Origin of the sequence: Ferrimonas kyonanensis DSM 18153 (assembly GCF_000425405.1) — a bacterium.
GTDB lineage: Bacteria > Pseudomonadota > Gammaproteobacteria > Enterobacterales > Shewanellaceae > Ferrimonas > Ferrimonas kyonanensis.
In genome coordinates, this window is record NZ_AUDJ01000011.1 from 1 (window position 1) to 25,250 (window position 25,250).

Below are 25,250 nucleotides of genomic sequence, written 5' to 3' on the forward strand. Positions count from 1 at the left end.
TGGGTGATGAGATGGACGCCCCTAAATTCGGCGTCAAATGCGCCAAACTGAGATTTGTACAAATCAGTTCACATTAGGAGCGTCCATCATGAAAGCTAACACAATCACCATCGATCTGGCTAAAAATGTGTTTCAATTGCTTGGTGTCGATAGCTCGGGCAATAAGCTGTTCTCCAAGCGATTGAATAGAGCAAAAATGATTGAATTCATGAGGCTGCAACCTGCTGCGTTTGTTGTCATTGAGGCTTGTTTTTCATCTCATTATTGGGGGCGTTTGTTTAATGAGATGGGGCACCAAACAGCCATTATTCCAGCTCAGCACGTTAAACCTTTCGTTCGTGGCAACAAGAATGATAAGAACGACTGCCTCGCGATCTACGAAGCCAGTCGGCGTCCAAACATTCGGTTTGTGCCTATCAAATCAGAAGCGCAGCAAGAAGTGCTGGCACTGCACCGCATGCGGGAGCGCTTTATCGGTTGCCGAACCCAGTGTATCAATCAAACTCGCTCCATCCTGTCTGAATTTGGCGTCACTATTCCCCAAAGCCACGCTCAATTTAAGATAGCGCTGGTTGATTACATGGGCGACAACACCATCCGGCCCTCAGTGCGCCTATTGCTGAACACGGTCTACGATGAGCTGGAACAACTCAACCAACACTTAGCACTTATCGATAGCCTCATTCGCCAATACAACCAACAAAGCCCGGCAGCCAAACTCATGCAGAGCCTTCCAGGTGTTGGCCCAATCATTGCCTCAGCATTCTCTGCTGCTATCGATAAAGGTCAGGCCTTTCAGAACGCCAAAGAGCTTCCGGTTTGGTTGGGCCTAACCCCTAAACAGCATGCTTCGGGTGAGACAAACCAACTTGGGTCGATAACCAAGAGAGGCGATAGATACCTGAGAAAACAGCTTATTCACGGTGCGAGAACGGTGGTGTCACATGCTCACAAGAAGAACGATGACTTTAGTCGTTGGATTAACCGACTCGTCGAGCGACGGGGCAAAAACAAAGCGGTTGTAGCAACGGCGCATCGGCTTGCTCGCCTGATGTGGATTCTGTTAGCCAAAGGGGAGGCCTATCAACCTCAGTACACGGCTTCAGCTTGAAGACGGTGGCGTACCAGTCATCGCCACCAGGGTAGCTCGGACAAGACAAGGGTCAACGAGCCCGGTTGGGTGTTTAGAGCCTCTGGTGGCCACTACCTGCTAACTTGGCGAAGATGAACAACGGTATACCCGGCCTACACTAAACCCGCTTGGGACATGGCTTTAAAAGCCGCATGGGTGAAACCAGTTTAGGGTGTGTTGGCTCGGAACTCATTTGGGGCGCTGCAAGGCAGTTAAGCCCGGATATATGTCAGAGTAGCGCAGTAAACTACTACAAAATCGACCAAATCATCGCATTGCGAGTCGGTAGGAGGTTAGAGCAAAGTACCGAGATTTACATCTTGGGGGCATTGCCTACGTTGACATCGCTGGGGCGCCCATATATGTCTTTATAAGGGATTCGACAAAACACACCGAATACGACGTCGACCTGACAGAACCAACCAATTTCCCCTCTTCGGAACTGATGCCTATCAATTCTGGTAAACGCTTTTAACCTGGGTGTCTTTATAAGGGATTGATAAGGGGTTGGGTGTCTGAATATGAGAGTCGTAAATAGGGGCTGGTAGTCTGGGTGTCTTGATATGAGGGATTTGTCAGTGACAGGGGTGGGGTTGTGGCATAATGCCGGCCTTCGCTCACTTTTGCTGTACGCCAAATGACATATCACGCTGCCATTTTCGACATGGACGGCCTACTGCTGGACACCGAACGCCTGTGCATGCGCATCTTTCAACAGGCCTGTGACACCCAACAACTGCCGTTCCACCAAGACGTCTACCTGTCTATCATTGGCCGCAACGCCGCGGGCATTGAACGCATCTTTCGACAGGCGTATGGCGAGGATCTCGACCGATTGCATGAAGAGTGGCGCTGCCGCTACCACGCCGTGGTGGAGCATCAGCCGATTCCGGTAAAACCCGGCGTGATTGACCTGCTGGAGTGGTTGCAATCCAATGGCATCGCTATGGCGGTCGCCACCTCGACGGCCAGAGAGGTAGCCAGAAAAAAACTGACGCTGGCAGGGCTAGACCGCTACTTTGACAGCCTGGCCACTGGGTGTGAAGTCAGCCAGGGCAAACCGGATCCGGAGATTTATCGGCTGGCCGCCAGCCGGCTCAATGTTGCCCCGACAGAGTGTCTGGCCTTTGAGGACTCCAACAATGGCGTCCACTCCGCCGTGGCGGCCGACATGATCACCTACCAGATCCCGGATCTCGTGGCCCCCAGCGATGAGGTACTGGCGTACGGCCACACCGTCCTGCCATCGATGGTTCAGGTACTCGATGATTTGAAACGGCGTCAGTAACTGCAGCACTGGCTGCGCCCATTGGGCCATTGCGGCTCACTCTCCAACGTAGCCAACCGCTGGCCAGTTCTGAGGCACGCCGAGTTAAGCGCTCGCCTCCCTGATGCGTTACGAGAAGCGCTGCACTTCGGCTTCGATCTGGTGCTGTATCCTCAGCACCGCTTCTTCACCGGCGGCAATCGCCTCACCCGCCCGCTGAAATTCCATGGTGTTGATGTCGCCCACTCTGGGCATCACCAGGGCTTCCGGCGGATCCCCCATTAACCGTGCCCGCTTATGCCGCTGCTCGAGAATCTCCATCGACTGGTGCATTACCGCCAGCATGTTCGGCTGAGCGGTCGCGGCATTAGAGAAGCGGTCGGCAAACTCATTCACCAACTCCTTACCACTGGCCAGCAGGTCCATAAAACCGGTCGCCGACTCCTCAGGTTGTGGCTGCACCTGGCTGGCAACCTTGGTCAGGCGCACCGGCTCGGCCACCGCCTGGCGGGCATCGCCGTGCAGGTCCACCGCAATCACCAGCTCCGCCCCCATGGCACGACAAGCCGATACCGGCACCGGGTTCACCACCGCCCCATCCACTAACCAGCGCTCGCCAATCTGTTTAGGTTCCATCAGGCCGGGGATGGAACAGCTGGCACGGACAATGTCAGACAGCGAGCCACTGTCCAACCACACCTCTTGCCCGGTGTACAGATCCGTGGCCACCGCCACATAGGGTTTGTTCAGCTGATCGATGTCGATAATTCCCAGTGCATCACTGGCGGCTTTGAAGATCTTATCTCCGGACACCAATCCGCCCCGGCGCCATGACAGGTCCAACAGCCCCACCACATCCCAGCTGGAAAACCCCCGTACCCACTGCTCCAGTTCATCCAGCTTGCCCGCCGCATACGCTGCGCCCACAAACGCCCCAATAGAGCAACCGGCAACATGAGTAGGAATGATGCCGATGCGATTCAACCCTCTCAGCACGCCAATGTGCGCCCAACCTTTGGCAGCACCGCTGCCCAGAGCCACTCCAATTTTCACATTCGCCATAGGATCTCCCGATTACGACCAACGTCCCGAAATCGGCGGCGGTCGCGAATAGAATCGCATTACTGCTTGATATACAAAGAATACAGTCAGGGTTGAAAAGGAACAAGGAAGTTGCCGTGTCGGGACGTTACCGGGCAGGGATCAAATCCGGGTGACCGGCCAGGGTCAGCAGGGGGTCGTGCAAGCGCGCAATCAACTGCTGCTGGCTGTGAACATTGAATTTTCTCAACAGAGACTGAATGTGAGTCCGCACCGTGGTTTCCGCCACAAAGCACTCATTGGCTATGGACCGGGCATCCAGCCCCCTGGCGACGTATTGCGCCACATCCAACTCCCGGGCCGACAACCCCATCTGCCGTTGCATCAGACTCAGGCTCAGGTGCTCAGCCTGGTGGTGGCTTCTTAACAGCAGCACCGCATTGAGGCTGGCATCCTCGAAGCTGTGGCTACTGACACACCAGGGGCGCACCAAGGCTTCCAGTGGCGAAGTACGGCTGCCCAGCATCAAGGGAGACAGTTGCGGCACGCTGTGCTCATCGACAATGTTGCAGGCACGATACAAGGCCTGCTGCAGCGCCTGTTGCTGATTGTGGTCACTGAGCACCAGACGGCCACCGCTGATCTTGCCGCCGCCATTGGCCAGCAACAGGGTTTCGGCCTCGGCGTTAAAGGAGCGCACCCGGCCAGTGGCATCACACACCACCGCCCCCACCTTCATCTCATCGAGATGACGAAATGGGCCGGCACGACACTGCAGGTGGTAACGGCTCAACTCATCCAGTTGCAGCGTCTGAGTCAGGTGCGGCATCAACAGATCAAGTCGACGAACAAAATCGGTATTGAATGGCGCCTTATCGGCTCCGCGGAAAAACGACAGCCGAAACACCTTATCACTGCCCGGCAAGCTGGCGTAGCCGCCGCACAGATGCAAGATACCGTGATCGGCATTGAAATCGTTATAGATTTCCGAATTCAGGTAGTTGTCGAAATCCACCACTTCCTGAATGGCGTAGAAGCGCCCCTCTTTCAATTCCCGGTTGACCATCAACGCTTCGGCCACCATGTCTTTATCGTGGTAGTAGTGGTTGTAATCGGCAATGCCTTCGAAGCCTACGTCGGCCAGACTGTCTGCCGCCAGCGTCTGCTTATCCACCAGCGTCACCCAACCGGCATCGGAACCGGCGTCCTGAAGAAAAGTCTCCAGCCAATACTGCCAATGCCCCCCGTGCACCACCCCTTGATAGAGGTTGATAATCAGGTCATTAACCTGATTGTCAGACAGCCTTGGCATCGCTCTCCTCCCCGCTGTCTTTGTAGCGCCGCAGCGATGGGTACAGGCCGCTCCATTCCAAACCATTGAGGCCGCAATGCATCTTCACCATCAGGTGATTAAGGCTGCGACTGTCGGTTTTTTGAAGGATCTTTCTGATGTGACTGCGAACGGTGCTTTCACCGATGTAGAGACTCTCGGCAATCTGCTGCGCCAGCAAACCGTTAGCCAGCAGCACCGCCACAGCGGCCTCTTTTTTGGAAAGGTCGTACAATTTCTGAAAATAGTCCGCGGAAAAAGCCCGGCTTTGCCCCTGCACCCGAATCAGCATCAGGTGCGATCCCGGCGGGTCGAAGAATGGCCGTACCAAGACCTGATAACTGCGACCCCACAGCATCCTCGGTACCCAACAGGATTGATGGCTTTCCATTACACTGGTCAGGGCCGTCATCAGCGGCGACGGCAGCATTGCCACAGAGTGGGCAGACTGACACCGAAGCAGTTCGGCCCCTAAGGGGTTACTGGCCAGCAGTTGACCACCATGGTCACACAGCAGTGCTGCGGTATGATCCGCCGAGAGCAGAAACTGTTCCGGTTTGACGCTGGCGTGCAGCACACTGCCCCATTGCACCAGATGGGGCCGTAACAGGTCCATGGCGGGATGCTGCCACAACATCGACTGTTCATCGGAACCCAGGCACAACCACAACCCGTAGGGGGTGTCCTGGCGGGCAAACCAGCCAAATCGTTGCTGCACCCGATCGTGGTCACGCTCAGACATCAGCGCGGCCTTGAAGGCATTCAGATTATCCCGAGCATGGCCATCATCGTGGTCACAACTGATAACCACGTCGCGGCCATCGGCAACCCCCACCACCGCCAATTGCACGGCGTCGGCTTGCAATAGTGCCTGCAACTGCCTAATCCAGGCCAACCAGGGCTGTTCCTCGGTGCCCGCAACGTACAGCCGCTGTATCAGTGGATTGACAGATTCAATCACCACAATGATGCCTCCTTGACTCCCCTTTAACATGTTCGCAAACACCTGAAAAATCAACCGTTGCCGTCAAAAAAGTGTCACCAGGAATATTTCATCAATAAAGATAACGTTAATCCTCAGATTTAATGCCGAAACAGATATATCCACCAATAACCAATATTTCCCATATTTTTCATAGGGATAATTACACAATCAAACCAATTATTATCCCAAAAGAAAGCGAATATTCTCGAGCAAACTTTGACATATAAAGCTTCATATTCCATACCTTCCCAAAAGCAACGAAAATGTAATTATTTTTGACTATCCTAGTCAATAATGTCAGACTGCGCGGCTTTTTAGTGTCCCATCAACCAACATACAGTGGTGAAATAAGCAATGTTTGAGCTTAGAAGTAATCCAGACGCATCGGCTCGGGCCGATATTCTGTCGGGATTAACCGTTGCCCTCGCGCTGGTGCCAGAGGCCGTTGCCTTTGCATTCGTCGCAGGAGTCGAACCCAAAGTCGGCCTCTACGCCGCCTTTATGGTCGGCCTGATCACCGCCCTCATCGGCGGCCGCCCAGGCATGATCTCCGGCGCTACCGGCGCCCTGGCTGTGGTCATGGTCAGCTTGGTCGCAGAGCACGGCGTTCAGTACCTGTTCGCGACAGTGGTGTTGATGGGACTGATTCAGATTGGCGCTGGTGCCTTTAAGCTGGGTAAATTCATTCGCCTGGTGCCCCATCCTGTTATGCTTGGTTTTGTGAATGGCCTGGCAATTGTGATCTTTATGGCACAATTGGGCCAGTTTAAGGTGGCCAATGCCGCCGGCGAAATGGTGTGGATGCAAGGCGAGCAACTGTACATCATGCTCGGTCTGATTGCCCTGACCATGGCCATCATCCGCTTCCTGCCCAAGCTGACCACCGCCGTGCCCTCCTCGCTGGCCGCCATCGCCACGGTGACGGCTCTGGTGCACTTTGTCGGCATTGAAACCGGTACCGTCGTGGACTTCCTGCGCAACATGACCGGCGATGCCAATGCCAGCCTGTCTGGCACGCTGCCGGAGTTTGCCATCCCCATGGTGCCTTTCACCCTGGAAACTCTGTACATCATTCTGCCCTATGCCTTTATTCTGGCCGCCATCGGTCTGATTGAGTCGCTGCTGACCCTGACCCTGGTGGATGAACTGACCCAGACCCGTGGTCAGGGAAATCGTGAGTGTGTCGGTCAAGGGGTTGCCAACATCGTCACCGGTTTCTTCGGCGGCATGGGTGGCTGCGCCATGATTGGCCAGAGCATGATCAACATCAACTCCGGCGGCCGCTCGCGCCTGTCCGGTGTCACCGCCGCCCTGGCCCTGCTGGCCTTCATACTGTTTGCCAGCAGCCTTATCGAGATGGTGCCGCTGGCCGCCCTGGTGGGCGTGATGTTTATCGTGGTTCTGGGCACCTTTGAGTGGTCCAGTTTCCGCATCATGCGCAAAGTCCCCAAGTCCGATGCCTTTGTGATTGTGCTGGTGTCTGCGGTAACCGTGGCCACCGATCTGGCCATCGCGGTACTGGTGGGTGTGATCGTTTCGGCGCTGCGCTTTGCCTGGGAACACGCCACCCATATGGTCATCAGCAGTAAGGAAGATAAATTCGGCCGCAAGGTTTACCAGATCAATGGCCCGCTGTTTTTCGCCTCGACCTCCAGCTTTCTGGAGCAGTTCGATGCCAACAATGACCCTCAGGAGGTGATTGTGGACTTTGGCGAATCCCGAGTGTGCGATCACTCGGCACTGGAAGCCATCGATACTCTGGCAGAGCGCTACTTGAAACAGGGCAAGCACCTGCATCTGCGCCACCTGTCCGACGAATGCCGCAAACTGCTGCAAAAAGCCGGTAACCTGGTCGAAGTGAATGTCATCGAAGATCCCACCTACAAAGTGGCGGTCGACGAACTGGGAGGCTAACGCCTCGCTGCTTCACCACAACGCCGTGGCCCTGCCGCGGCGTTGTCGTTTTCGGACCCCAACCGCCTTAGCCACACCAGGCTCTTCCCCTTGTCATGCCCCCCGCCTATGGGAATCATCGCCTTCAGCGATCTGTGCCAAATAAATACAACAACGCCGTGGTCCTGCCACGGCGTTGTTGTCTTTGGCCCGTAACGCCGCATCCATTGCGGTAAACAGGCTAGCAACTGCTAGTCACGATGAAGAATCATCCGAGTGCAACGACAGTCCCCTGGAGACAGTAACGCCCCCAATCGGGGGCGTTGTCTTCGCTAGGGAATGACGATATCCACGTCCAGCAACCACCAGACCCTGGCCTGAATCTCGCTGCTGTCAACCACGCCTCCCGGCTGGTATGGACGAGCATAGTGCACCAGCATCAGCGGCGTTTTCGATACAAAATGACCCGACGGCAAGCTGGCGTTAAAGGGATCAGCATCGTTGAATGTCACCGTCACCTGAGACGAACAACTGTTTACCAAAGTTGAGGCCAGTGGCAACGCCAACTGAGATCCATCCTGACACACCGACGTTTTTTGCAACCTCAACGTCAAATTCAGACAAGCCGTAGGACGATCTTTCAGACACACCGCGGCGGCCTGCAAGCTGTAGCCTCCGTGAAGATTGTCGTCATCCCCTGAGGTGGTACCATGACGACCCAGCTGAAAAACTGAGAAGTAGCTGGCTTCTTTGGCTGCCACCTGTGCAGGCGAGTCAATCACCAGCGAGGTTCCGTCAAAACTCAGCGTGCTCTCCTCTCCGCTTCCCGCCTCATAGTTTTTGAAATACACCGGGACAATTCGGGAGGCCGGCTGATAATTGCGACCGCCATCATCGGTCACCAGGACGTTTATCGGTGTGCTTTGAGGGTATCGATGAACAACCAGGGTGCCATCTTCTCTCAGGTCATAATCCGATGTTGTATAGTCTGCCACGAGTCGATAATGCAGGCTGCCCTTTGGATCGACCACCGCAATCGGCGGCAGGAGCATGCCGGGTACAAACGCTTGAGCGATGGGGGCCTCAATTTCCAGAGAATCCGGGTAAGAGGCTTTATTCACCCGCAGTGTATACTCCAGGCTGGTGTCTTCGAAGTTGCGGCTGGTTTCTGTCACCACAAACTTTGCCTCACCGGCATTGTTGACGGTCATTTGGCCACTGTCGTAGTCCAGATCCACCACCTGTTGATTGAAGTCCACCGGCAGGAACTGCAGCTTGCCATCCTCGGCTTGCCCAGTTACCGTCGGCGCCAGCACGGTTTTACCATCCTCAAAACGCGCTTCGAGCAAGGTCTGCTCCAGCGACAACGTGGTGTTCTGCGGCGCCTTATCAATGGTCACCCGCATCATGACACCCCGGGCTCCATGGCCGGCATCGCCAGAATCAGTAATGCCGATGACGGTCGTTCCCGCATTGCGAATGATCAGGCGACGTTTGTCCAGATCGATCTCTACCACGTCTTCGGGCTGAGCACTGTCATAGCGGTAGCTCAATCTCCCCAGCACACCGGATATCGGAATCGACAACTGCTTGCCTTCAACATAACCGGCCGATACGTTCCCCACTTTCAAAGTGCCATCGGCATAGGAAACGTCCACATGAAACTGGGTACTGCTGCTCAGGTAGAAATCATCGCCACTGTCAGTCACCGTCACCAGACTGCTGCCAGCCGCAACCAGAGTCAGGCTGCCATCACCGTTTTGACGCAACACATCACCGTTTTCAACGCTGAAGCTGAGCTGGCCGCGGTTGCCTCGAACCACAGGCGTTAACTGCACATCGTCGGCAAACTGCAACAACAGGTCATCAGCCACCAAAGCCTCATTCACCATCTTGTCGATGGTAATCTCGACGGTGGCACTCTGAGGCTGATAGAGACCATCACCGTCATCATTCACCCACAAGATGGTGGTGCCGGGCTTCAATACCTGAATCTGACCGTCGTCAGACACCGTCACCACATCCTGAGGCTGACCTTCGACAAGGCCAAAACTCAACTGACCGTTGGCACCAATCACAGGCACAGCGAACTGGGCATTAACCCCATACGTCCGACGCACCGCTTCGGTGGTCAATCCGGAGCTTGGTAGCTGGTTAACGTTGATGGTTGCCGTCACTTCGGCGGGCAGGTGGTCGCGATCGCCGGCATCGGTGATCACCACCTCTGTGTCTCCAATACCGTCAAAGCCAAATAGCCCCTGAGCCGCATCGATCAGATGCACGACACTGTTGTCGTCCTGGTTCAGGGCATAGGTCAATGCCCCCTTGGCACCAGAAGCCACTAGGGTAAACGATTGATCGAAGCCGTAATCCAACGTCAGGTCCTCTACCGAAAACGCGCTATTGGCGACCTTCTCAATCACGACCCTAAAACGTTGAACCGATACCGGCGTGATCCCGTCGGTGGCAAATTGAGTAACCTCCACCTCCGTTGCCCCGGCATGCAGAATATCCATATCGCCACTGTCTCGATTGACTCGAATAACATCCGCCGCCGCCCCCGCCGCAATCTCGAACCTGTGGTGAGCCTGAAGCGGCCCCACATAAGCGGGTTTTAACTTACCTCCGCTGACAAAGGGCTTTGGCGACAGATCAGTAAAGCGAGCGACCGACTCATCCGTTGCCCGAACCTGAACTGAAATCTTGGCCTCGGCTGGCTGATAATTGCGATTGCCCGCGTCCCGAACCGTGATCTGAGTGGTTCCCACACCCAGCACTCGAATTAAACCAGAATCGTTGACCTCAACCACACCAGACTCACCCGTCAGTGTGTAACTCAGTGCACCTTTGTTTCCTTCAGTGACAATGGCATGTTCATCATAAGGCTGATAACCCAACATCAGATCATCCACCAACAGTGGCGGCCGGTTAGCTTTATTAATCACCACATCGATGTAGGCGGCCGTTTCTTTATAATGACTGCCCCCACTGTCGCTGACCTTTAGTCGCGTGTGGCCGGCATTAAGAATCCGAACTTCATCACGCAGAGTCAGCGCAATAACATCTACCGCTTCCCCGTCGGCAAAGCCGACACCCACAACGCCTTTTCCACCGCTTATCTCCAGCGGCAACAATAAGTCAGACTGATAATCATGGGTAATGGACGCAACCTTAAGACCTGGGTGCGTTTTTTTTTCAACAACATCGGTTGATGTGGATCCTCCGCCACTGCCGCCCCCACAGGCGCACAACAGCAAAGGAAACAGAACTATTAAAAGTCGTTTCACTAGCTACTATCCTAATCTTCAATATTTACTCTTCTATTTTCGCTGGCAATATTAATCCTAAAAATCAAAAAGACCAATCAAAAATCAACCGAGAAGTAAACAATATCACCCGCTCCACCTTCAGGGTTCTTAGCCATTCAACGAAAAACAAAAAAATCCTTAAAAATCATATGCAAATAAAGTTTTCTCAAAAGTTAATTCGTTTAACAATATGAATCCAATGATTAAACAATAAGAAAATATATGACTTAGCAAATATGATGAGCGAGAATATCGATAAGCGGCAAATTATAGGCTTGTTTAATTATGAATGAATATACCCAATAGTCTGTATATTTATCCTTAATTAATATTAATTAATTTAGCAGTACATTAATTAAGGCCCTCTCCCCACCTGTCCTGACAGATTTACCCAGACACCCTGAGTTTCGCTACCCTTGTCACCTTTCCCAGCCGAAAATCCTGATAGCGTTATCTTCCTGCGCAACATCAGTATGGAGCCCCAATGCGTACCCCGATTATTCTTGATTGTGACCCCGGCCATGACGACGCCATCGCCCTCATTTTGGCTCTGGCCTGCCCCGAACTCGAGCCTCTGGCAGTGACCACCAGCGCCGGAAACCAAACCCCGGACAAAACCCTGAACAATGCCCTGCGGGTGCTGACACTGTTACAGCGAAGTGACATCCCGGTGGCCGGTGGCGCCATTAAGCCATTGGCCCGGGAGCTGATCATCGCCGACAACGTCCACGGTGAATCTGGGCTCGATGGCCCCAAGCTGCCGGATCCTGGCTTTGCCCCCCAATCCATCAATGCCGTAGAGCTGATGGCGAACAAACTCAGAGCCAGTTCAGTTGCCGTTACTCTGGTCCCCACCGGCCCACTGACCAACATCGCCCTGCTGCTGGCCAATCACCCGGAGCTGCACAGCAAGATAGAACGCATTGTGCTGATGGGCGGAGCCGCCGCCATGGGCAACTGGACGCCGGCAGCGGAGTTCAATATCTACGTGGATCCAGAGGCCGCCGACATGGTGTTCAAATCCGGCATCCCCATTACCATGTGTGGTCTGGATGTGACCCATGAAGCCCAGATTATGGACGAAGACATCGAGCGAATTCGTGCCATCGGCAACCCCATCTCCAACGTGGTGGCGGAACTGCTGGACTTCTTTATGATCTATCATCGCGATCCCAAGTGGGGCTTTACCGGTGCCCCGCTGCATGATCCCTGCACCATCGCCTGGCTGGTGGCGCCAGAGCTGTTTGACACGCGAGAGTGCTGGGTCGGGGTAGAGACTCAAGGGGAGCACACTCAGGGGATGACGGTGGTGGACTACTACCATCTCACCGGCAAACCGGCCAATACCCTAGTGGCCATAGGCCTGGACCGGCAAGGTTTTGTGGACCTGCTGGCAGAGCGATTGCGCTTCTACGGCTAAGTCCGTCGCAACAAAAAGGCCGGTCCAAAGGACCGGCCAATTACAATCTCACACTCCCTCAATCAACTGACACGAAAGCGCTGGGTCAACTCGGTCAGGCCGTGGGCCAGCTTAGCCAACTCCTGACACGCACTGGCCGTCTGCTGCGTCCCCGCCAGTACCTCAGCCGCCGTATCGTGAATATTGACAATATTGCGATTCAGCTCGGCGGTCACACTGGACTGCTCCTCGGTAGCACTGGCAATGTGTGCCGACATATCCCCAATTTGGCCCATAGCCGCATTGATGGCACCAATCACCTCACCGGTGCGGTTGGTCTCCAACACGCTTTTCGCCATGGTATTGCGACTCTGCTCCATCACCCGCTCGGCATCGGACGCGCGCTGCTGGGTGCTGTCGATGATCTCGTGAATCTGGGTAGTCGAGTCTTGAGTCCGGCTCGCCAGGGTGCGAACCTCGTCGGCCACCACCGCAAATCCCCGTCCCTGCTCACCGGCCCGGGCCGCTTCAATGGCGGCGTTCAATGCCAGCAGATTGGTCTGATCGGCGATCTCCCGAATCACCGACAGCACCACCGCAATCCGGGAGCTGTCGGCCACCAATTGACGAATCACCTCGCTGGCCTCGGTCAGTTCCTGAGACGCCGCCTGAATGCTGGCCTGGCCCGACTGGGCCACCTGCTCGCCCTCATTGGCCGAGATTCGAGCCTGGTTGGCGGTGTCGGCCGCTTCCGAGGTATTGCCGGAGATCTCACCGATGGACGACTGCATCTGATTCATGGCGGTCGCCACCATATCAACATCGGTACGCTGGCGCTCCATGCCAGTGGCCGCATCCTGAGAGATGGCGCTGACCTCCTCGACGGCGGTCGCCAACTGGGTCGCGGCCGTACTCAGTTCAATCACCAGGCTGTTCAACTGACGCTGCATCTGCAGGCCGTCACTGGCCAGTTCCGCAAACTCGCGGGCGTGGAAACCGTCGTCGCTGATGCTGGAGGTCAGATCACCGGCGGCAATCCGGCGCAAAAAGTCCCCCATGGCGCTCAGGGGAACCATGATGCTGCGCAGTAGCAAGAACGCCGAAAACAGCAGCAGAGCAATGAAACAGGCGGACACCACCAGACTGTACTGCGACAACTCACTCAGAGCGGTCACCGTGGTGCCTTTGGCCTGCTCCACCCGGCTGGCGGACAACTGCTTTAACTGATCCAGCGTTTGCTGAACCTGCATGTACACCTCCCAGCTTTGCCGGGACGACAGGTAGCGGGCGGCACCCTGGGTGTCGCCGGCAGCATCCAATGTTAAAAACTGATCGTGGATGAGACTGTACTGAGCAATGTCGCGCTGCAGCTGCTGCAGCAACGTCTGCTCCTGCCCGTGACTCTCTGCCAGGGCTTTGGCTAATACTCGCTGTTGATCCTGACGAAGATCCTCCAGATAGCTAAGGGCGGTATCCGGCATCGGAGCACCGATGTCCCGCCGCAAGATGTACCCCAGCTCTTCGCGCCGCAGGCCGTCGAAGCCAACGCTGATCTGACTCAGATCGGACTGGTTCAAAAAGCCCTGCTCAAGTTGGCCGACGGCGTCGCCAACCCGTGAGGAACTCAGGTAAATGGTTCCAACCACAACCAAAAACAGGGAAAACAAGCCAAGAAATACCCCGGCCAGCAATGCACGGATGGAGGGTGGTTGAAGTAATCGTGTCAATATCATGGATGCAGCTCTCTTTTAAATTGGCAACAAAGTTGCCGGGCAGTCGATGCATCCTGACCCTTGGCCTCAGTGAGGCCGATATAGTTATAGTGGTGTTGTTATACGCTGAATAGCGACGAAAGACCTTGATCTATTAACCGATTCCTATTTCGGCGCGGCAATTTCTCGATCCGGCTCGCACTATTTTGCTCAGCCAACCGACCCGAAGATGATCAAACTTCTGTCCCAGTTCGGCCAAACCTGATGATGCGGGTGGCAACCGGCAAGACGCCGATAGCAGACCCTCTGGTGCTGTCATAGAGACAGCCAACGCCGAAAAAAGAAAAACGGGGCGAACAGGCTTTCGCCCCAGGGAAGAGTTAGCGGGCTTTCACGCCGGCGGAGAGCAGTACCGACACCAGCGCACAGGCGGCAATGCCCATCAACCCCCAGCCAACGTTGTCACCGATATCCATAACGTACTTGCCGGCCAGCAGCAGGGTCGCGACGGAAAACACCACCGCCAGGGCTTTCTGTCTGGCCCAGATAGCAATCGCAAACAACACGGGTAGTCCCAACAACCCGTAGGCGATTCCGCCCCAATGCTCTCCCGTTTGATAGAAACCAGCAAAACTGTTGAACGGCTGATAAAAGAAAAACGCACTGGCCAGCGCCAAGATTACGGCAACGATTTTTTTGTTCACGGCGTGTACAACTCCCAATGACATACAAAATTGCCTTGCATCATAGAGTGTTAGATTTATAAGAACCACCGTTCAAGCCGCTAAAATACCCCCTAGTCACAAAACTGGGTGCTCGCCTTCAACCTCAGTGATTGGCACCATGGCTCTGGCACACCACCGCCTCAGCCTGGTAGCCCCAGGTCAACCTGACCTCCCCCTGATGTTCCCACAGGCTTTCATTGCGACCACGATAACGCACCCCGCTGCCACTGGGCTGGCGAGTCATCAGCGACCGCTGTCCGTTGTAGTCGGCCACGAGCGTCGGCTCCGAGGTGGCATAGTGCCTGATCCGTAACGTCTGCGACGGTGTCGTCTGGCACCGAAAGCTGAGCCAGGGGCCTGCTTCAACCAGTTCGTACTCCGCCTGCAGGGTGACAATGCGCTGCCGATAGCTGTCCGCCATGCAGCGATCGGGATCGGCGCTTTTCCAACAGTCATTGCGCCCCTTAATCCAACCCCGCTGCTCCGCTACCAGCATCGAACCAGGCTGACTCTCTGCCACAGTACGCGCCTGGCGATACACTCGGCTCAATTGCCGATCCAAAGCCGCCAACGACTCCGACCGGCAGATGCGCGACTCCATGCTCCCGCTTTCCACCTGCTGGCAGTCAAAGGCCGGGCCGCTGGGTGACCCCGGCTCGGCGCTGCAACCGGCTAAAACCGACAACACAGATAACACCATTGGAATGCCCCTGTTTCTCACACTTCTCTCCTCACGACAATACCCGCTGCCGGTTACCGCCCCGCAGTGGCAAGCTACCCGGTTAAGCAAAAGTTCAGGCAAGAATCTACCAACTGACCTAGGATAGGTTAAAGGAAAACATAAGTGCATGAACTAGCGATATTAAATTTATGAAAATCTAAGGGAGTGACCATGAAAGCCGTGACATTGATGACGCTAAGTGTGCTCTGCTGTGCCCCGGCATCGGCACAGTGGTTTGTGGCCCCATTTGGCGGCTACAGTTTCGGTGCCAGTGACTTTGATCTGACCAACACCGAAGAAGAACAAGACAGCGGTAATCTGAGCATCGAAGAGTCGAGCCACTTTGGCTTCATGACAGGCACCATGGTCGACGACACCGGCAGCGTCTACCTCTACTACAGCCATCAGGACACCGACCTTCGCAGCGGTGGCGCATTCACGCCACAACTGAGAGAAACGCTCAGCGTCGACTATCTGCACCTGGGGGGGACTCGCTACTACCCGCAGGCTCAGTTCAACCCCTACATCAGCGCCAGCATCGGCCTGACACAACTGCGCCCCGGCGGCGACCTGTCCAATGAAACCAAGTTCTCAATGGGGCTGGGCACCGGCCTGGAGTATCAGATCAGTTCGCGGCTGTCATTTTTCGCCGAGATTCGCGGCTTCGCGACCTTTACCGACTCCGAAGGAGGAATCCTGTGCGACGGCGAGCGCTGCGTCTGGAAAATCAAATCCGACATGTTCTGGCAGGGGCAGACCAACCTGGGACTGAGGCTGAAATTCTAAAGCGGCGCCAGCACTGCTGACCACTGCCGCTCCAGCACCGCCAACGCCGACTCAAGCCCACGGCAGGCCGAGCCGCTGCAATGGGGGGCACCGCCCAGCCACAGCGAGATCAGTGGGCGTGGCCCTCAGAGTCACCTTCCAACGCCTTCAGCCGCGCGTCCTCCTGGGCGATCATCTGCTGCAATTCGGCGATGTTCTGCTGCACTTTCGCCGCCCCCAATTTGGCCCCTTGAGCGGTCAATTGCGGCATCAGGGCAATGCTCTTACGGCCGGTGGGGGTCTGGTAAAAAGCATTCAGGTCTTGCAACTCCTGTGCCGTAAAGGCTTCCGAGTACATATCCACCAACAGCGGTTTCAGACTGGTGTAACTCATGTGTTTATGCAGAAACTGGCTCATTACCTGCTGGTAAGGCGCCATGGCCGGGTTTTGTTGTACTTGCAGAGTCAGCATCTGGTCGATGGACTGCTCCAGTACCTGCGCCATGCCCATGGAATCCAGCAGTCGCTCTGCCTCTCCCCGGGGATCGCCTGCCGCCCGAACCACCATGGTGGTCATCATCATCATTATCACTACGGCCACTCGCCAAATGGGTTTCAAGGGCACCTCCTGCACACACTGTGTCGATAACATCATGCTCATCGCTCAAAGGCAATGGCACTCCATTGATAAGTCAGTCATTGAACCAGAACATGGCCGCCAATGTTGCGCCCTTCAACACAAACTTTGGCGGCAACTCGCCATCGGGGCCGGGCCAATCATAATCAAACAGATAACGAATGTGGCCGCTGCCAGGCGCCGGACAGATCACCCGGCCGGACAACGCCTCCATCCCAGCCACGCACAGTTCGGTTCCATCCGGGTACACCCATTCAAAACCATCGCCAATTCGATGATCCAGGTAGGAGGCAATCTGAGACTGACGATTCTCAAGGCTGTATAAGCCTTTATCGTCAAAATGAAAAATCAGTTCCTGCTGCTGCAGATTGACCACCCGCAGTTGCCGATGGCGCCCAGCCTCAGACAGCGGCCATTCCTCGAATACCTGCGACTCTGGGAACCGGCGCTGCACCTGGGTCCGCGTTGGCGCACTCAGCTCAAGCCCGGTAAGGCCCTCTTCGGTTAGGCGCAATTCCGACCCGGCGCAGGCCGCCAGAGCGGCGACGCTGATGCCCGCCAGCAGACAGCGTCCACGCTTGGTGCCATTACCCTTGCTCATGCTTCTCTCCCATGGCCACAGTGTGGCGCCTCACCACTGCAGGGCATCGAAGTCCGTCGATGGCGGCAGCAATGGCCGCCATACCCCGGGGTAATGCTCATCCTCAGTGGCGAAGCTCATGACGCTGCCGGCCACCCCCGCAGCCGGCCCGGAGAGTGCCTCCACCTTAAAGCCGTCGATAATCCAGCCCATGCCCCGCTTCTGAACTGGTCGCAACAGTGGTCCGGCCGGGGCCGAATTCAACTGTGCCACCGAGTAGATCAGCGATCGAAATGGACCGGCGTCGCCGCCGTCATCGGTGGCCGAAGCCCACAGAGTACCGTCAGCATCCAGATACAGATCGGAGATCGCCCGGCGTCCCGGGCGCTGCGGCCCCGGAGCCGTCACCCGCATCAATGGCGCATCCAGCCAGTTCAGGCGGCCACTCTGAGGCTCAAACTCCCCCAGACGCACTACCCCTTCGGGGTAGTGGCGGCTGCCGCCACGCTCGGCAATGATCACCTTAAAGCCGCGATCCGATGCCAGACACACCATGCCTTCAACATTATCCCCCTCGATCCCGGGCTTACTGTCCACCCGTCTGGGCAACGGGTACACCGCCATCACCCGGGCCCGATCCCCCTCAAGGTGTACGTGGAAGACTCGGCCAAACCGTCCCTGCCAGGTACCGGACTCCGCCAGTAAAAACTCGCCATCCCGTCCCGGCAGGGCGCACAGCGACTCCAGGTCACTGGCCTGGCCATCGGGACTGTGCCAGTCATCGATACGCACCGGCCGATACTCGTAACCGGACGAGGGGGTCAACCGCACAATCCCCAGCCGCTCCCCCGCCGCATCACTTTTGCGGTCCAGCACCACCACAAAGGCGCGGCCATCCAACGGCGCCATGCCGCTGAATCCCGGCACCGACGCCCACACCGGCTGTGACAAGCATGCCACAGCCACCATCCACCAACGCCACATAGAGAGTTTCCGATTTACTGACAACAAAGTGCCCGGACCTCAGTCCGGGCCAGTTAGAGACAGGGGACCATCATATCCATTCCGGGTCATGGGTAAAGCTGACATTCACCCAATAGCCGGGCTGAATCTTCGACGCCACGTCAGCGACGCGATAACGGACTTCGTCCATCTGCCTCACCGTCATCGTTCGATGAGCCATCAACAGATTCAGCTCCACGGTCACGTTCCGGCCGACACTGACGGTACGCAGTTTAAACTGGGCGTCCAACTCGGCGGCAATGGCTTCAGCCTCCCGCCGCAGCGGCGCCAACTGCTTATCGCCCACCCGAAACTGCAACACCTCTTTGAACGCCGACACCAGGCTTTTCAATGGCAGCAGAATAAACAGGCTCGAGGCCACTACCAGCATCAGTGGATCCGCGTAGGGCACCAACCAACTGTACGCGCTTCCCTGCAGTAGAAAAGCCACCGAAAACCCCACCAGGACACCGATACTGAGCAATGAATCTCCCAGCCATTGGTTGCGCTCTGCCTGCAGCAATCCGGATGAAAGGCGCCGATTGCGTCGCTCGATCACCAGGGTTACGACCACGCAGCCCACCGAACTTATCAAGGCATACAGCATCGCCGAAGAGGGGGACACATCGCGGCCACCGGCCATCAGATCGGCCAGGGCTTCAAAGGCTGAAAAGGCACACATGCCAATGAGAGTCAGTGACTTGAACACCACCAACAGGGGTTCAAAATGGGCTTTACCAAAGGGAAATCGTTCGTCTTCATCCGCCTGCTGTATCTGCTGTAATACCAGCAGAGACAACAGGCTCAGGCCCATGCTGATGAGCGAGTAGACTCCATCGAAGAGGATCATTGCGGATGAGGTTAGGAGCCCCCACCCGACCCCGAACAGGGCAAAAGCAAAGGTCACTGCTACCGATAATTGAAGGAGTCTCTGTTCATTCATAAAACCTGCTTAGTTGAGGGTGTTATCCATTCGTAGCAGGAGTCGGGGTTAGCCCGAAGCCCACTCGCACATGAGTTAAGTTCATGTAACTATTAAATTTTACCACAATTTACGAACAAAAACTGACCCTGGAGATCGGCGCCAACCGTTATGCTGCAATAACCCGCCGCCGTTCCACTGCCCCAACCACAAAAAAGCCGCGCAAAGGCGCGGCTGCATGACACGTCATAACGACCTTAATCGGCCTGACGAATCTTAATCGGTTTACGCTCGATCAGTTTGCCATTGAGGGTAAACATCGCCTTGCGGGCCTTGTCGTAGCTCGGCATATCAACAAAACCAAAGCCCTTGGACTCGCCGCTGTGCTCATCCATGACCAGCGTACAGTCGCTGACATCACCAAAACGCTCAAACAAGGCTTTCAGCTCAGCCTCGGTCAGGGTGCGGGCAAGATTTCGTACCAAAAGTTTCATAGTAGGCCGTCGTTATACAAGAAGGGAAAACACAATAAGCCGGCCATTATCCCAGATGCCCCAGCCCAAACCAAGCACTGCGTTTGTTGATCACGGTGCCTGCTGAGCCACCTGCATCTTAAGCCAGTGCCTCTGCTGGCAGCGATTGTAAAACTGTTTGCCCAGTGGCCGAATCGCCAACCCCGCAGTTTCGGTGACCCGATAACTGATCCAGCACTCCGGACAAGAGTCCATTGCCGCCTCCGATTCCGGAATCAGGTCCTGCTCTTCGAGGTGCACCAGCTCGACACCGTTGTCAAACCAGTAGCGGTACTCGGTTTCGCACACCTGCAAATCCTGCTCCTGATGCCAGCGCTGCTGTTGCTGCTGCCTGACCAACTTCACTACGGAAGGGCACTGACCAATGGCCAGGATGTAACTGCTTAATTGCTCCATCGACACTCCCATGGACACTGAGTTTCCGCTCGAGCGGGAACGGTACGGCGCCTCAGTGTAGGGCCACTGAGGCCAAATACAACCCACAACCAGTAGGGTTAAGTCATTGACTCAAAATAAAAACGCCACGAGTTACCCCGTGGCGTCATTCTGGATCCACCCAAGCTGAACTAGAGGCGGATGCCGCCGTCGACCTCGATGCAGCGACCGGAGAAGTAGTCATTGGCAATGATGAATTCGATGGCCTGAGCAATCTCATCCGGCTGCCCCAGACGCCCCACCGGCACCGCCTGCTCCAACCGGGCCAGCGCCTCGGGCTTCATGGCATCGGTCATCTCGGTTTTGATCACTCCCGGTGCCACCACTCCGGTGCGAATGCCGTAGCGAGCCAGCTCCCGAGCCCAGCCTACGGCCATGGTGGCCACCGCCGCTTTCGAGGCGGAGTAGTTGGTCTGGCCGATATTACCGGCTTTGGCCAGCGATGAGATGTTGATGATCACCCCCCGACTGCCGGTTTCCACCATCACCGCGGCGGCTTCCCGACCGCACAGGAAGGTACCGGTGAGGTTGACGTCAATCACCTTCTGAAACTGTGCCAGGCTCATCTTGGCGCTGACGATCCCCTCTTTGGCTTTCAGCAACATGCCGTCCGCCAGCACGCCGGCATTGTTGACCAGCACATCCAGCGCCGCATGATCGCGCTTGATGGCGGCAAACACCGCTTCCACTTCCGCTTCATCGGTAATGTTGACCTGATAGCCACTGGCATCAATGCCCTCGGACGCCAGCGCCTGGCAGGCCTGGTCCAGAGTCTCGGCCTGAATGTCCAGCAGCGCCAGACGGGCGCCCTGACGGCCAAGGCGCTGTGCCATGGCCAACCCCAGTCCTCGGGCTCCGCCGGTAATGGCCACCACCTTGTTGTTGAGTTCCATCTCTACCCCTTGTTCGTGTTCTGCTGTTCAAATTGCTCAAAAATGCTGGAAAAATCCCGCCGACCATTGCCTTTGGCCGCATGCAGACGGAACAGGCTGGTGGCCAGCGATCCCATCGGCGTCGCGCTGCCGCTGTCGGTGGCGGTGTGGGCCGCCAGCCCCAGATCCTTGCACATCAGGTCCACCATAAACCCACCCTGATAGCCGTTGCTGGAGGGCACACTGTCCATCACGCCCGGGCAGGGGTTGTATTTCTCCAGGGTCCAGTTGCCGCCGGAGCTGACCTTGATGATCTGCGACAACACCTTGGGATCCAGGCCATTTTGAATCCCCAGTTGCAGCGCTTCCGAGGTACCGGCCATCAGCACCGCCAGCAGCATGTTGTTGCAGATCTTGGCCACCTGACCGGCACCGGCGGCGCCGGCATGAAAGATGTTGGCGCCCATGGAGGCCAGAATCGGCTGCGCCTGAGCAAAACCATCATCACTGCCGCCGCAGATAAAGGTCAGGGTGCCGGCGGCCGCGCCGGCGGTGCCTCCGGATACCGGGGCATCGACAAACTTCAGCCCCTTATTCTGGGCCGCCTGCGCCACCACTCGGGCACTTTCGGCATCGATGGTGGAGCTGTCGATCAACAAGGTGCCCTGCGCCACGGTCTCTACCAGGCCCGACTCTCCGAGATACAGGCCGCGAACGTGCTGGCCCGCCGGCAGCATGGTGATCACCACCTCGGCACCGGCGGCGGCGCCACAGCTGGAGGGACAGGGAATCGCTCCCTGCTCGGCAATGGCGTGTACGGCGTCGTGATTAAGGTCAAACACCCGCACGGTGTGGCCGGCCTTGACCAGGTTCAGGGCCATGGGCCCCCCCATGTTACCCAGGCCGATAAAAGCGATGGTCGCCATAACTACTCCTTGTTCCAGTTCTGTAATGGGTGATCACGCCAGGGTGGGGTCACCATGGCGTCGATGTGGGCCGCCGGCACCTCGTCGACCGAGGCAAAACGCCACTTTGGCTGGCGATCCTTGTCGATCAACAGGGCTCGAACCCCCTCGACAAAATCCCCCAGCTCGGCGCAGCGTACGGCCATCACCAGCTCTTTTTCAAACACCTGCTCCAGGCTCAAGTTCTGCCCCTGCTGCAGCTGGTGCCACAGCAGATGCATGGTGATGGGGCTGCCCATCGCCAGGGTGGCCGCAGCCCGGGACAGCCACTTCTGGTCACTGTCCAGCCGACTCATACGGGTCACCACTTCGGCCACCTCGTCACCGGCCATCAGGGCATCAATATCGGCCTGATTGGCCTGCAGTACACTGTCCGGTAACTGCGGCAAATCCTCGTCCTGGTACCGCTGCAGCAGCCCGTCCAGAACCTGATGGGCTTCGGCGCCAGACCAATCCAGCTGGCACAGATCGCTCAGCAGCCGCCCACGGCGTTGGCTGGCCACCCCGTAATCCGCCAACCCCACATAACGGGCATCGGCGCCATTCATCTGATAGCCGCTCAGGCCGAGGAAGCGTCCACACTGTCCCGGCATGCGATTCAAAAACCAGGTGCCACCCACATCGGGAAACAAACCGATGCTGATCTCGGGCATGGCGATACGGGAGGTTTCGGTGACCACCCGGTGACTGGCGCCCGCCATCAACCCCAGGCCGCCGCCCATGACGATGCCACTGCCCCAGAGCACGATGGGCTTAGGATAGACATGGATCAGATGGTCGAGTCGGTACTCGGCGGTAAAAAATTGCTCGACCTCCTCGACCCGCTCGCCGGGGTGAGCCACACAGGCGTCGTACATGGCCCGAATGTCACCGCCGGCACAAAACGCCTTATCGCCGGCCCCGTCGAGCAGCACACATTGAATGTCATCCCGACTCTGCCAGGCCAGCAACTGCCGGTACAGACGTTCAACCATGGGCAGAGACAGGGCGTTGAGTGAGCGCTCACTATTGAGGGTCAGCTGACCGATACGGGCACCATCGCGGCCCTGATGTTCTTGAACATGAACCAACTCAGTCATCAGCGATTCTTCCATTGTGGGGCGCGCTTCTCCAGGAAGGCGTTGACGCCCTCTCCCTGATCTTCGCTATCGAACAGATCCAGGAATCGCTCCCGTTCATTCACCAGCGCCTGCTGACGAGGCATGCTGCGGCCCGCCTGAACCAGGGTTTTGCAGGCCGCCACGGCGACCGGACTCTGCCTGGCCACCTTTTGCGCCAGGGTCAGGGTCGCCTCCAGGGCGCCGCCGCGATCCACCACCTGTTCAACCAGACCGATGGCCAGGGCGTGATCCGCCTTGAGACGCTCACCACACAAGATCATCCGCTTGGCCCAGCCCTCGCCCACCAGCGCAGTCAGGTTCTGGGTGCCTCCGGCACAAGGCAACAGCCCCACGGTGGCTTCCGGCAACGCCAGTTGCGCCTGAGATTCCGCCACCCGCAGATCGCAGGCCAATGCCACCTCCAGGCCACCGCCCATGGCATAGCCATTGATGGCGGCGATAGACACGCCTCGAAACGCCGACAGCGCTTCAAAGGCTCGGCCAAAGGCGCGGGCCATATTGGCCGCCACCGCCTTGTCACCGTCGGCAAACAGTTTCAAATCGGCGCCGGCGGAGAAGAACTTGTCGCCCTCTCCGGTCAAAACCAAGGCGTACACCGAGGAATCTGCATTCAATTCCGCCACCAATTGCTCCAGCTCGCCCAGGCTTTGCAGCGTCCAGGTGTTGGCCGGCGGGTTGTTGATGGTCACCAGGGCGATGTGGTCCCGACGCTCAAGTGTCAAAAATTCCATTTACTCTCTCCGTTACACGATGGCGCTGGCGTTGTCGTCCAGCAGGCGCCGGGCGATGATCAACCGCATGATCTCGTTGGTGCCTTCCAGAATCTGATGGACCCGCACATCACGAACGTGGCGCTCCAGCGGGTACTCCTGAATGTAGCCGTAGCCGCCATGGATCTGCAGCGCCTCGTTACACACCATGAAACCAACGTCGGTGGCGAAGCGCTTGGCCATGGCGCAATAGGCCGTTGCCTCGGGGTCGCCGTTGTCCAGCTTGAACGCCGCCAGACGCACCAACTGCCGTGCCGCCACCAGTTCGGTGGCCATGTCCGCCAGCTTAAATTGCAGCCCCTGAAACGCCGCCAGCGGCTTGCCGAACTGCTTACGCTCGGCCATGTACTGCTGCGCCCGCTCCAGTGCCGCCTGGGCAGTACCCAGTGAGCAGGCGGCGATGTTGATGCGACCGCCATCGAGCCCCTTCATGGCGAAGGTGAACCCCTGGCCTTCGTCACCCAACAGGTTAGCCACCGGCACCCGCACGTTATCGAAGGTCACCAGCCGGGTCGGCTGAGCGTTCCAGCCCATCTTCTCTTCGGCCTTGCCGTAGATAATGCCGTCCAGATCCGCAGGCACCGCGATGGCACTGATCCCCTTGGGGCCGTCGCCGCCGGTGCGACACATCACCACCAACAGTTCGGTGGCTCCGGCACCGGAGATGAACATCTTGGCGCCATTAAGTACGTAATGGTCGCCGTCCCGCTCCGCCTTGGTGGTGAGGCTGGCAGCGTCGCTGCCACTGCCCGGCTCGGTCAGGCAGTAGGAGGCCAGTTTCTGCCCGGTAGTCAGCGCCTCGCACCACTGGGTTTTGAACGCCTCGGTGCCCCAGGTTGCCACCATCCAGGTGGCCATATTGTGGATGGTCATCATGGCGGTGGTGGCGGTGCAGCCCTTGGACAGCGCTTCGAAAATCAACGCACTGTCGAGTCTGGACAACCCCATGCCACCGGCCTCTTCCGGCGAATACAGGCTACAGAAGCCCAGCTCACCGGCCTGTTGAATTACCGCTTTGGGAAAGTGGTGGTCCTTGTCCCACTGACCGGCATTGGGCGCCAGTTCCGCCTCGGCAAACTGCTCCGCCACCTCGATGAAGGCCTGCTGATCCTGAGTCAGATTAAAATCCATAATT

General features: G+C 57.0%; 23 protein-coding genes. 5 read left to right on the forward strand and 18 right to left on the reverse strand.

The genetic code is table 11. From position 1 onward, the window contains the following. Window positions 1-88 precede the first annotated feature (88 nt). Window positions 89-1,111, forward strand: a complete 1,023-nt coding sequence (locus tag H598_RS0104825) for an IS110 family RNA-guided transposase (protein WP_028111997.1) — start codon at window positions 89-91, stop codon at window positions 1,109-1,111. Window positions 1,112-1,769: 658 nt separating this feature from the next. Then, window positions 1,770-2,420, forward strand: a complete 651-nt coding sequence (locus H598_RS0104830) for an HAD family hydrolase (protein WP_028111998.1) — start codon at window positions 1,770-1,772, stop codon at window positions 2,418-2,420. 108 nt (window positions 2,421-2,528) lie between these two features. Here the strand turns inward: H598_RS0104830 and rssA are convergent, their stop codons facing one another. From rssA to H598_RS25440, 3 genes are all read right to left on the reverse strand, one after another. Next, window positions 2,529-3,461, reverse strand: a complete 933-nt coding sequence (gene rssA / locus H598_RS0104835) for a patatin-like phospholipase RssA (protein WP_028111999.1) — start codon at window positions 3,459-3,461, stop codon at window positions 2,529-2,531. 127 nt (window positions 3,462-3,588) lie between these two features. Then, window positions 3,589-4,752, reverse strand: a complete 1,164-nt coding sequence (locus tag H598_RS0104840) for a helix-turn-helix transcriptional regulator (RefSeq protein WP_028112000.1) — start codon at window positions 4,750-4,752, stop codon at window positions 3,589-3,591. Then, window positions 4,736-5,734, reverse strand: a complete 999-nt coding sequence (locus tag H598_RS25440) for a helix-turn-helix transcriptional regulator (RefSeq protein WP_169629217.1) — start codon at window positions 5,732-5,734, stop codon at window positions 4,736-4,738. The genes H598_RS0104840 and H598_RS25440 overlap by 17 nt, the downstream gene beginning before the upstream one ends. Window positions 5,735-6,109: 375 nt before the next feature. Here H598_RS25440 and H598_RS0104850 point away from each other — a divergent pair, with 375 nt between their 5' ends. Next, window positions 6,110-7,669, forward strand: coding sequence for a SulP family inorganic anion transporter (locus tag H598_RS0104850; RefSeq protein ID WP_028112002.1), 1,560 nt, complete (start codon window positions 6,110-6,112; stop codon window positions 7,667-7,669). Window positions 7,670-7,980: 311 nt separating this feature from the next. On the opposite strand, the gene H598_RS0104855 is transcribed toward H598_RS0104850, so the two are convergent. Further along, window positions 7,981-10,746: a hypothetical protein gene (locus H598_RS0104855; RefSeq protein ID WP_028112003.1), complete on the reverse strand. Its 2,766-nt coding sequence runs from the start codon at window positions 10,744-10,746 to the stop codon at window positions 7,981-7,983. A gap of 694 nt (window positions 10,747-11,440) precedes the next feature. Here H598_RS0104855 and rihA point away from each other — a divergent pair. Then, the gene (gene rihA, locus H598_RS0104860; protein ID WP_028112004.1) at window positions 11,441-12,376 is read left to right on the forward strand and encodes a pyrimidine-specific ribonucleoside hydrolase RihA; all 936 of its coding nucleotides are present in this window, start codon (window positions 11,441-11,443) and stop codon (window positions 12,374-12,376) included. Between the two features lie 62 nt (window positions 12,377-12,438). Here rihA and H598_RS0104865 read toward each other — a convergent pair whose 3' ends face one another. The 3 genes from H598_RS0104865 to H598_RS23370 all read right to left on the reverse strand — a co-directional run bounded on the left by H598_RS0104865 (window position 12,439) and on the right by H598_RS23370 (window position 15,480). Beyond that, a complete protein-coding gene (locus H598_RS0104865) occupies window positions 12,439-14,088 on the reverse strand; it encodes a methyl-accepting chemotaxis protein (RefSeq protein WP_028112005.1) in 1,650 nt (549 codons plus the stop codon). 359 nt (window positions 14,089-14,447) lie between these two features. Next, the gene (locus H598_RS0104870) at window positions 14,448-14,771 is read right to left on the reverse strand and encodes a hypothetical protein (protein ID WP_156896941.1); all 324 of its coding nucleotides are present in this window, start codon (window positions 14,769-14,771) and stop codon (window positions 14,448-14,450) included. A 124-nt stretch (window positions 14,772-14,895) separates the two neighbouring features. Further along, window positions 14,896-15,480 carry an MliC family protein gene (locus H598_RS23370; protein ID WP_169629219.1) on the reverse strand — a complete coding sequence of 195 codons (585 nt, stop codon included), beginning with the start codon at window positions 15,478-15,480 and terminating at the stop codon, window positions 14,896-14,898. 204 nt (window positions 15,481-15,684) lie between these two features. Here H598_RS23370 and H598_RS0104880 point away from each other — a divergent pair, with 204 nt between their 5' ends. Then, the gene (locus H598_RS0104880; protein ID WP_028112007.1) at window positions 15,685-16,299 is read left to right on the forward strand and encodes an outer membrane beta-barrel protein; all 615 of its coding nucleotides are present in this window, start codon (window positions 15,685-15,687) and stop codon (window positions 16,297-16,299) included. Between the two features lie 109 nt (window positions 16,300-16,408). Here H598_RS0104880 and H598_RS0104885 read toward each other — a convergent pair whose 3' ends face one another. The 11 genes from H598_RS0104885 to H598_RS0104935 all read right to left on the reverse strand — a co-directional run bounded on the left by H598_RS0104885 (window position 16,409) and on the right by H598_RS0104935 (window position 25,246). Beyond that, window positions 16,409-16,897 carry a DUF2059 domain-containing protein gene (locus H598_RS0104885; RefSeq protein ID WP_028112008.1) on the reverse strand — a complete coding sequence of 163 codons (489 nt, stop codon included), beginning with the start codon at window positions 16,895-16,897 and terminating at the stop codon, window positions 16,409-16,411. Window positions 16,898-16,970: 73 nt separating this feature from the next. Then, window positions 16,971-17,516 (reverse strand): DUF1131 family protein, encoded by a 546-nt coding sequence (locus H598_RS25445; protein WP_051252430.1) that lies wholly within the window; start codon window positions 17,514-17,516, stop codon window positions 16,971-16,973. A 30-nt stretch (window positions 17,517-17,546) separates the two neighbouring features. After that, a complete protein-coding gene (locus H598_RS23380; protein WP_051252431.1) occupies window positions 17,547-18,479 on the reverse strand; it encodes an esterase-like activity of phytase family protein in 933 nt (310 codons plus the stop codon). A gap of 70 nt (window positions 18,480-18,549) precedes the next feature. Continuing rightward, window positions 18,550-19,440 carry a cation diffusion facilitator family transporter gene (locus tag H598_RS0104900; RefSeq protein ID WP_084144334.1) on the reverse strand — a complete coding sequence of 297 codons (891 nt, stop codon included), beginning with the start codon at window positions 19,438-19,440 and terminating at the stop codon, window positions 18,550-18,552. A gap of 236 nt (window positions 19,441-19,676) precedes the next feature. Continuing rightward, window positions 19,677-19,913, reverse strand: a complete 237-nt coding sequence (locus H598_RS0104905; RefSeq protein WP_028112010.1) for an RNA recognition motif domain-containing protein — start codon at window positions 19,911-19,913, stop codon at window positions 19,677-19,679. Window positions 19,914-20,003: 90 nt separating this feature from the next. Next, window positions 20,004-20,348: a hypothetical protein gene (locus H598_RS0104910; RefSeq protein WP_028112011.1), complete on the reverse strand. Its 345-nt coding sequence runs from the start codon at window positions 20,346-20,348 to the stop codon at window positions 20,004-20,006. Window positions 20,349-20,518: 170 nt separating this feature from the next. Then, window positions 20,519-21,280: an SDR family oxidoreductase gene (locus H598_RS0104915; RefSeq protein WP_028112012.1), complete on the reverse strand. Its 762-nt coding sequence runs from the start codon at window positions 21,278-21,280 to the stop codon at window positions 20,519-20,521. A gap of 2 nt (window positions 21,281-21,282) precedes the next feature. Continuing rightward, window positions 21,283-22,185: a 3-hydroxyisobutyrate dehydrogenase gene (gene mmsB, locus H598_RS0104920; RefSeq protein ID WP_028112013.1), complete on the reverse strand. Its 903-nt coding sequence runs from the start codon at window positions 22,183-22,185 to the stop codon at window positions 21,283-21,285. Window positions 22,186-22,187: 2 nt separating this feature from the next. Continuing rightward, on the reverse strand, window positions 22,188-23,303 hold the full coding sequence (locus tag H598_RS0104925; protein ID WP_035415497.1) for an enoyl-CoA hydratase/isomerase family protein: 1,116 nt from the start codon (window positions 23,301-23,303) through the stop codon (window positions 22,188-22,190). Then, the gene (locus H598_RS0104930; RefSeq protein WP_028112015.1) at window positions 23,303-24,076 is read right to left on the reverse strand and encodes an enoyl-CoA hydratase; all 774 of its coding nucleotides are present in this window, start codon (window positions 24,074-24,076) and stop codon (window positions 23,303-23,305) included. Before H598_RS0104930 ends, H598_RS0104925 begins: the two co-directional genes overlap by 1 nt. A gap of 12 nt (window positions 24,077-24,088) precedes the next feature. Beyond that, window positions 24,089-25,246 carry an acyl-CoA dehydrogenase family protein gene (locus H598_RS0104935; protein WP_028112016.1) on the reverse strand — a complete coding sequence of 386 codons (1,158 nt, stop codon included), beginning with the start codon at window positions 25,244-25,246 and terminating at the stop codon, window positions 24,089-24,091. Window positions 25,247-25,250 lie beyond the last annotated feature (4 nt).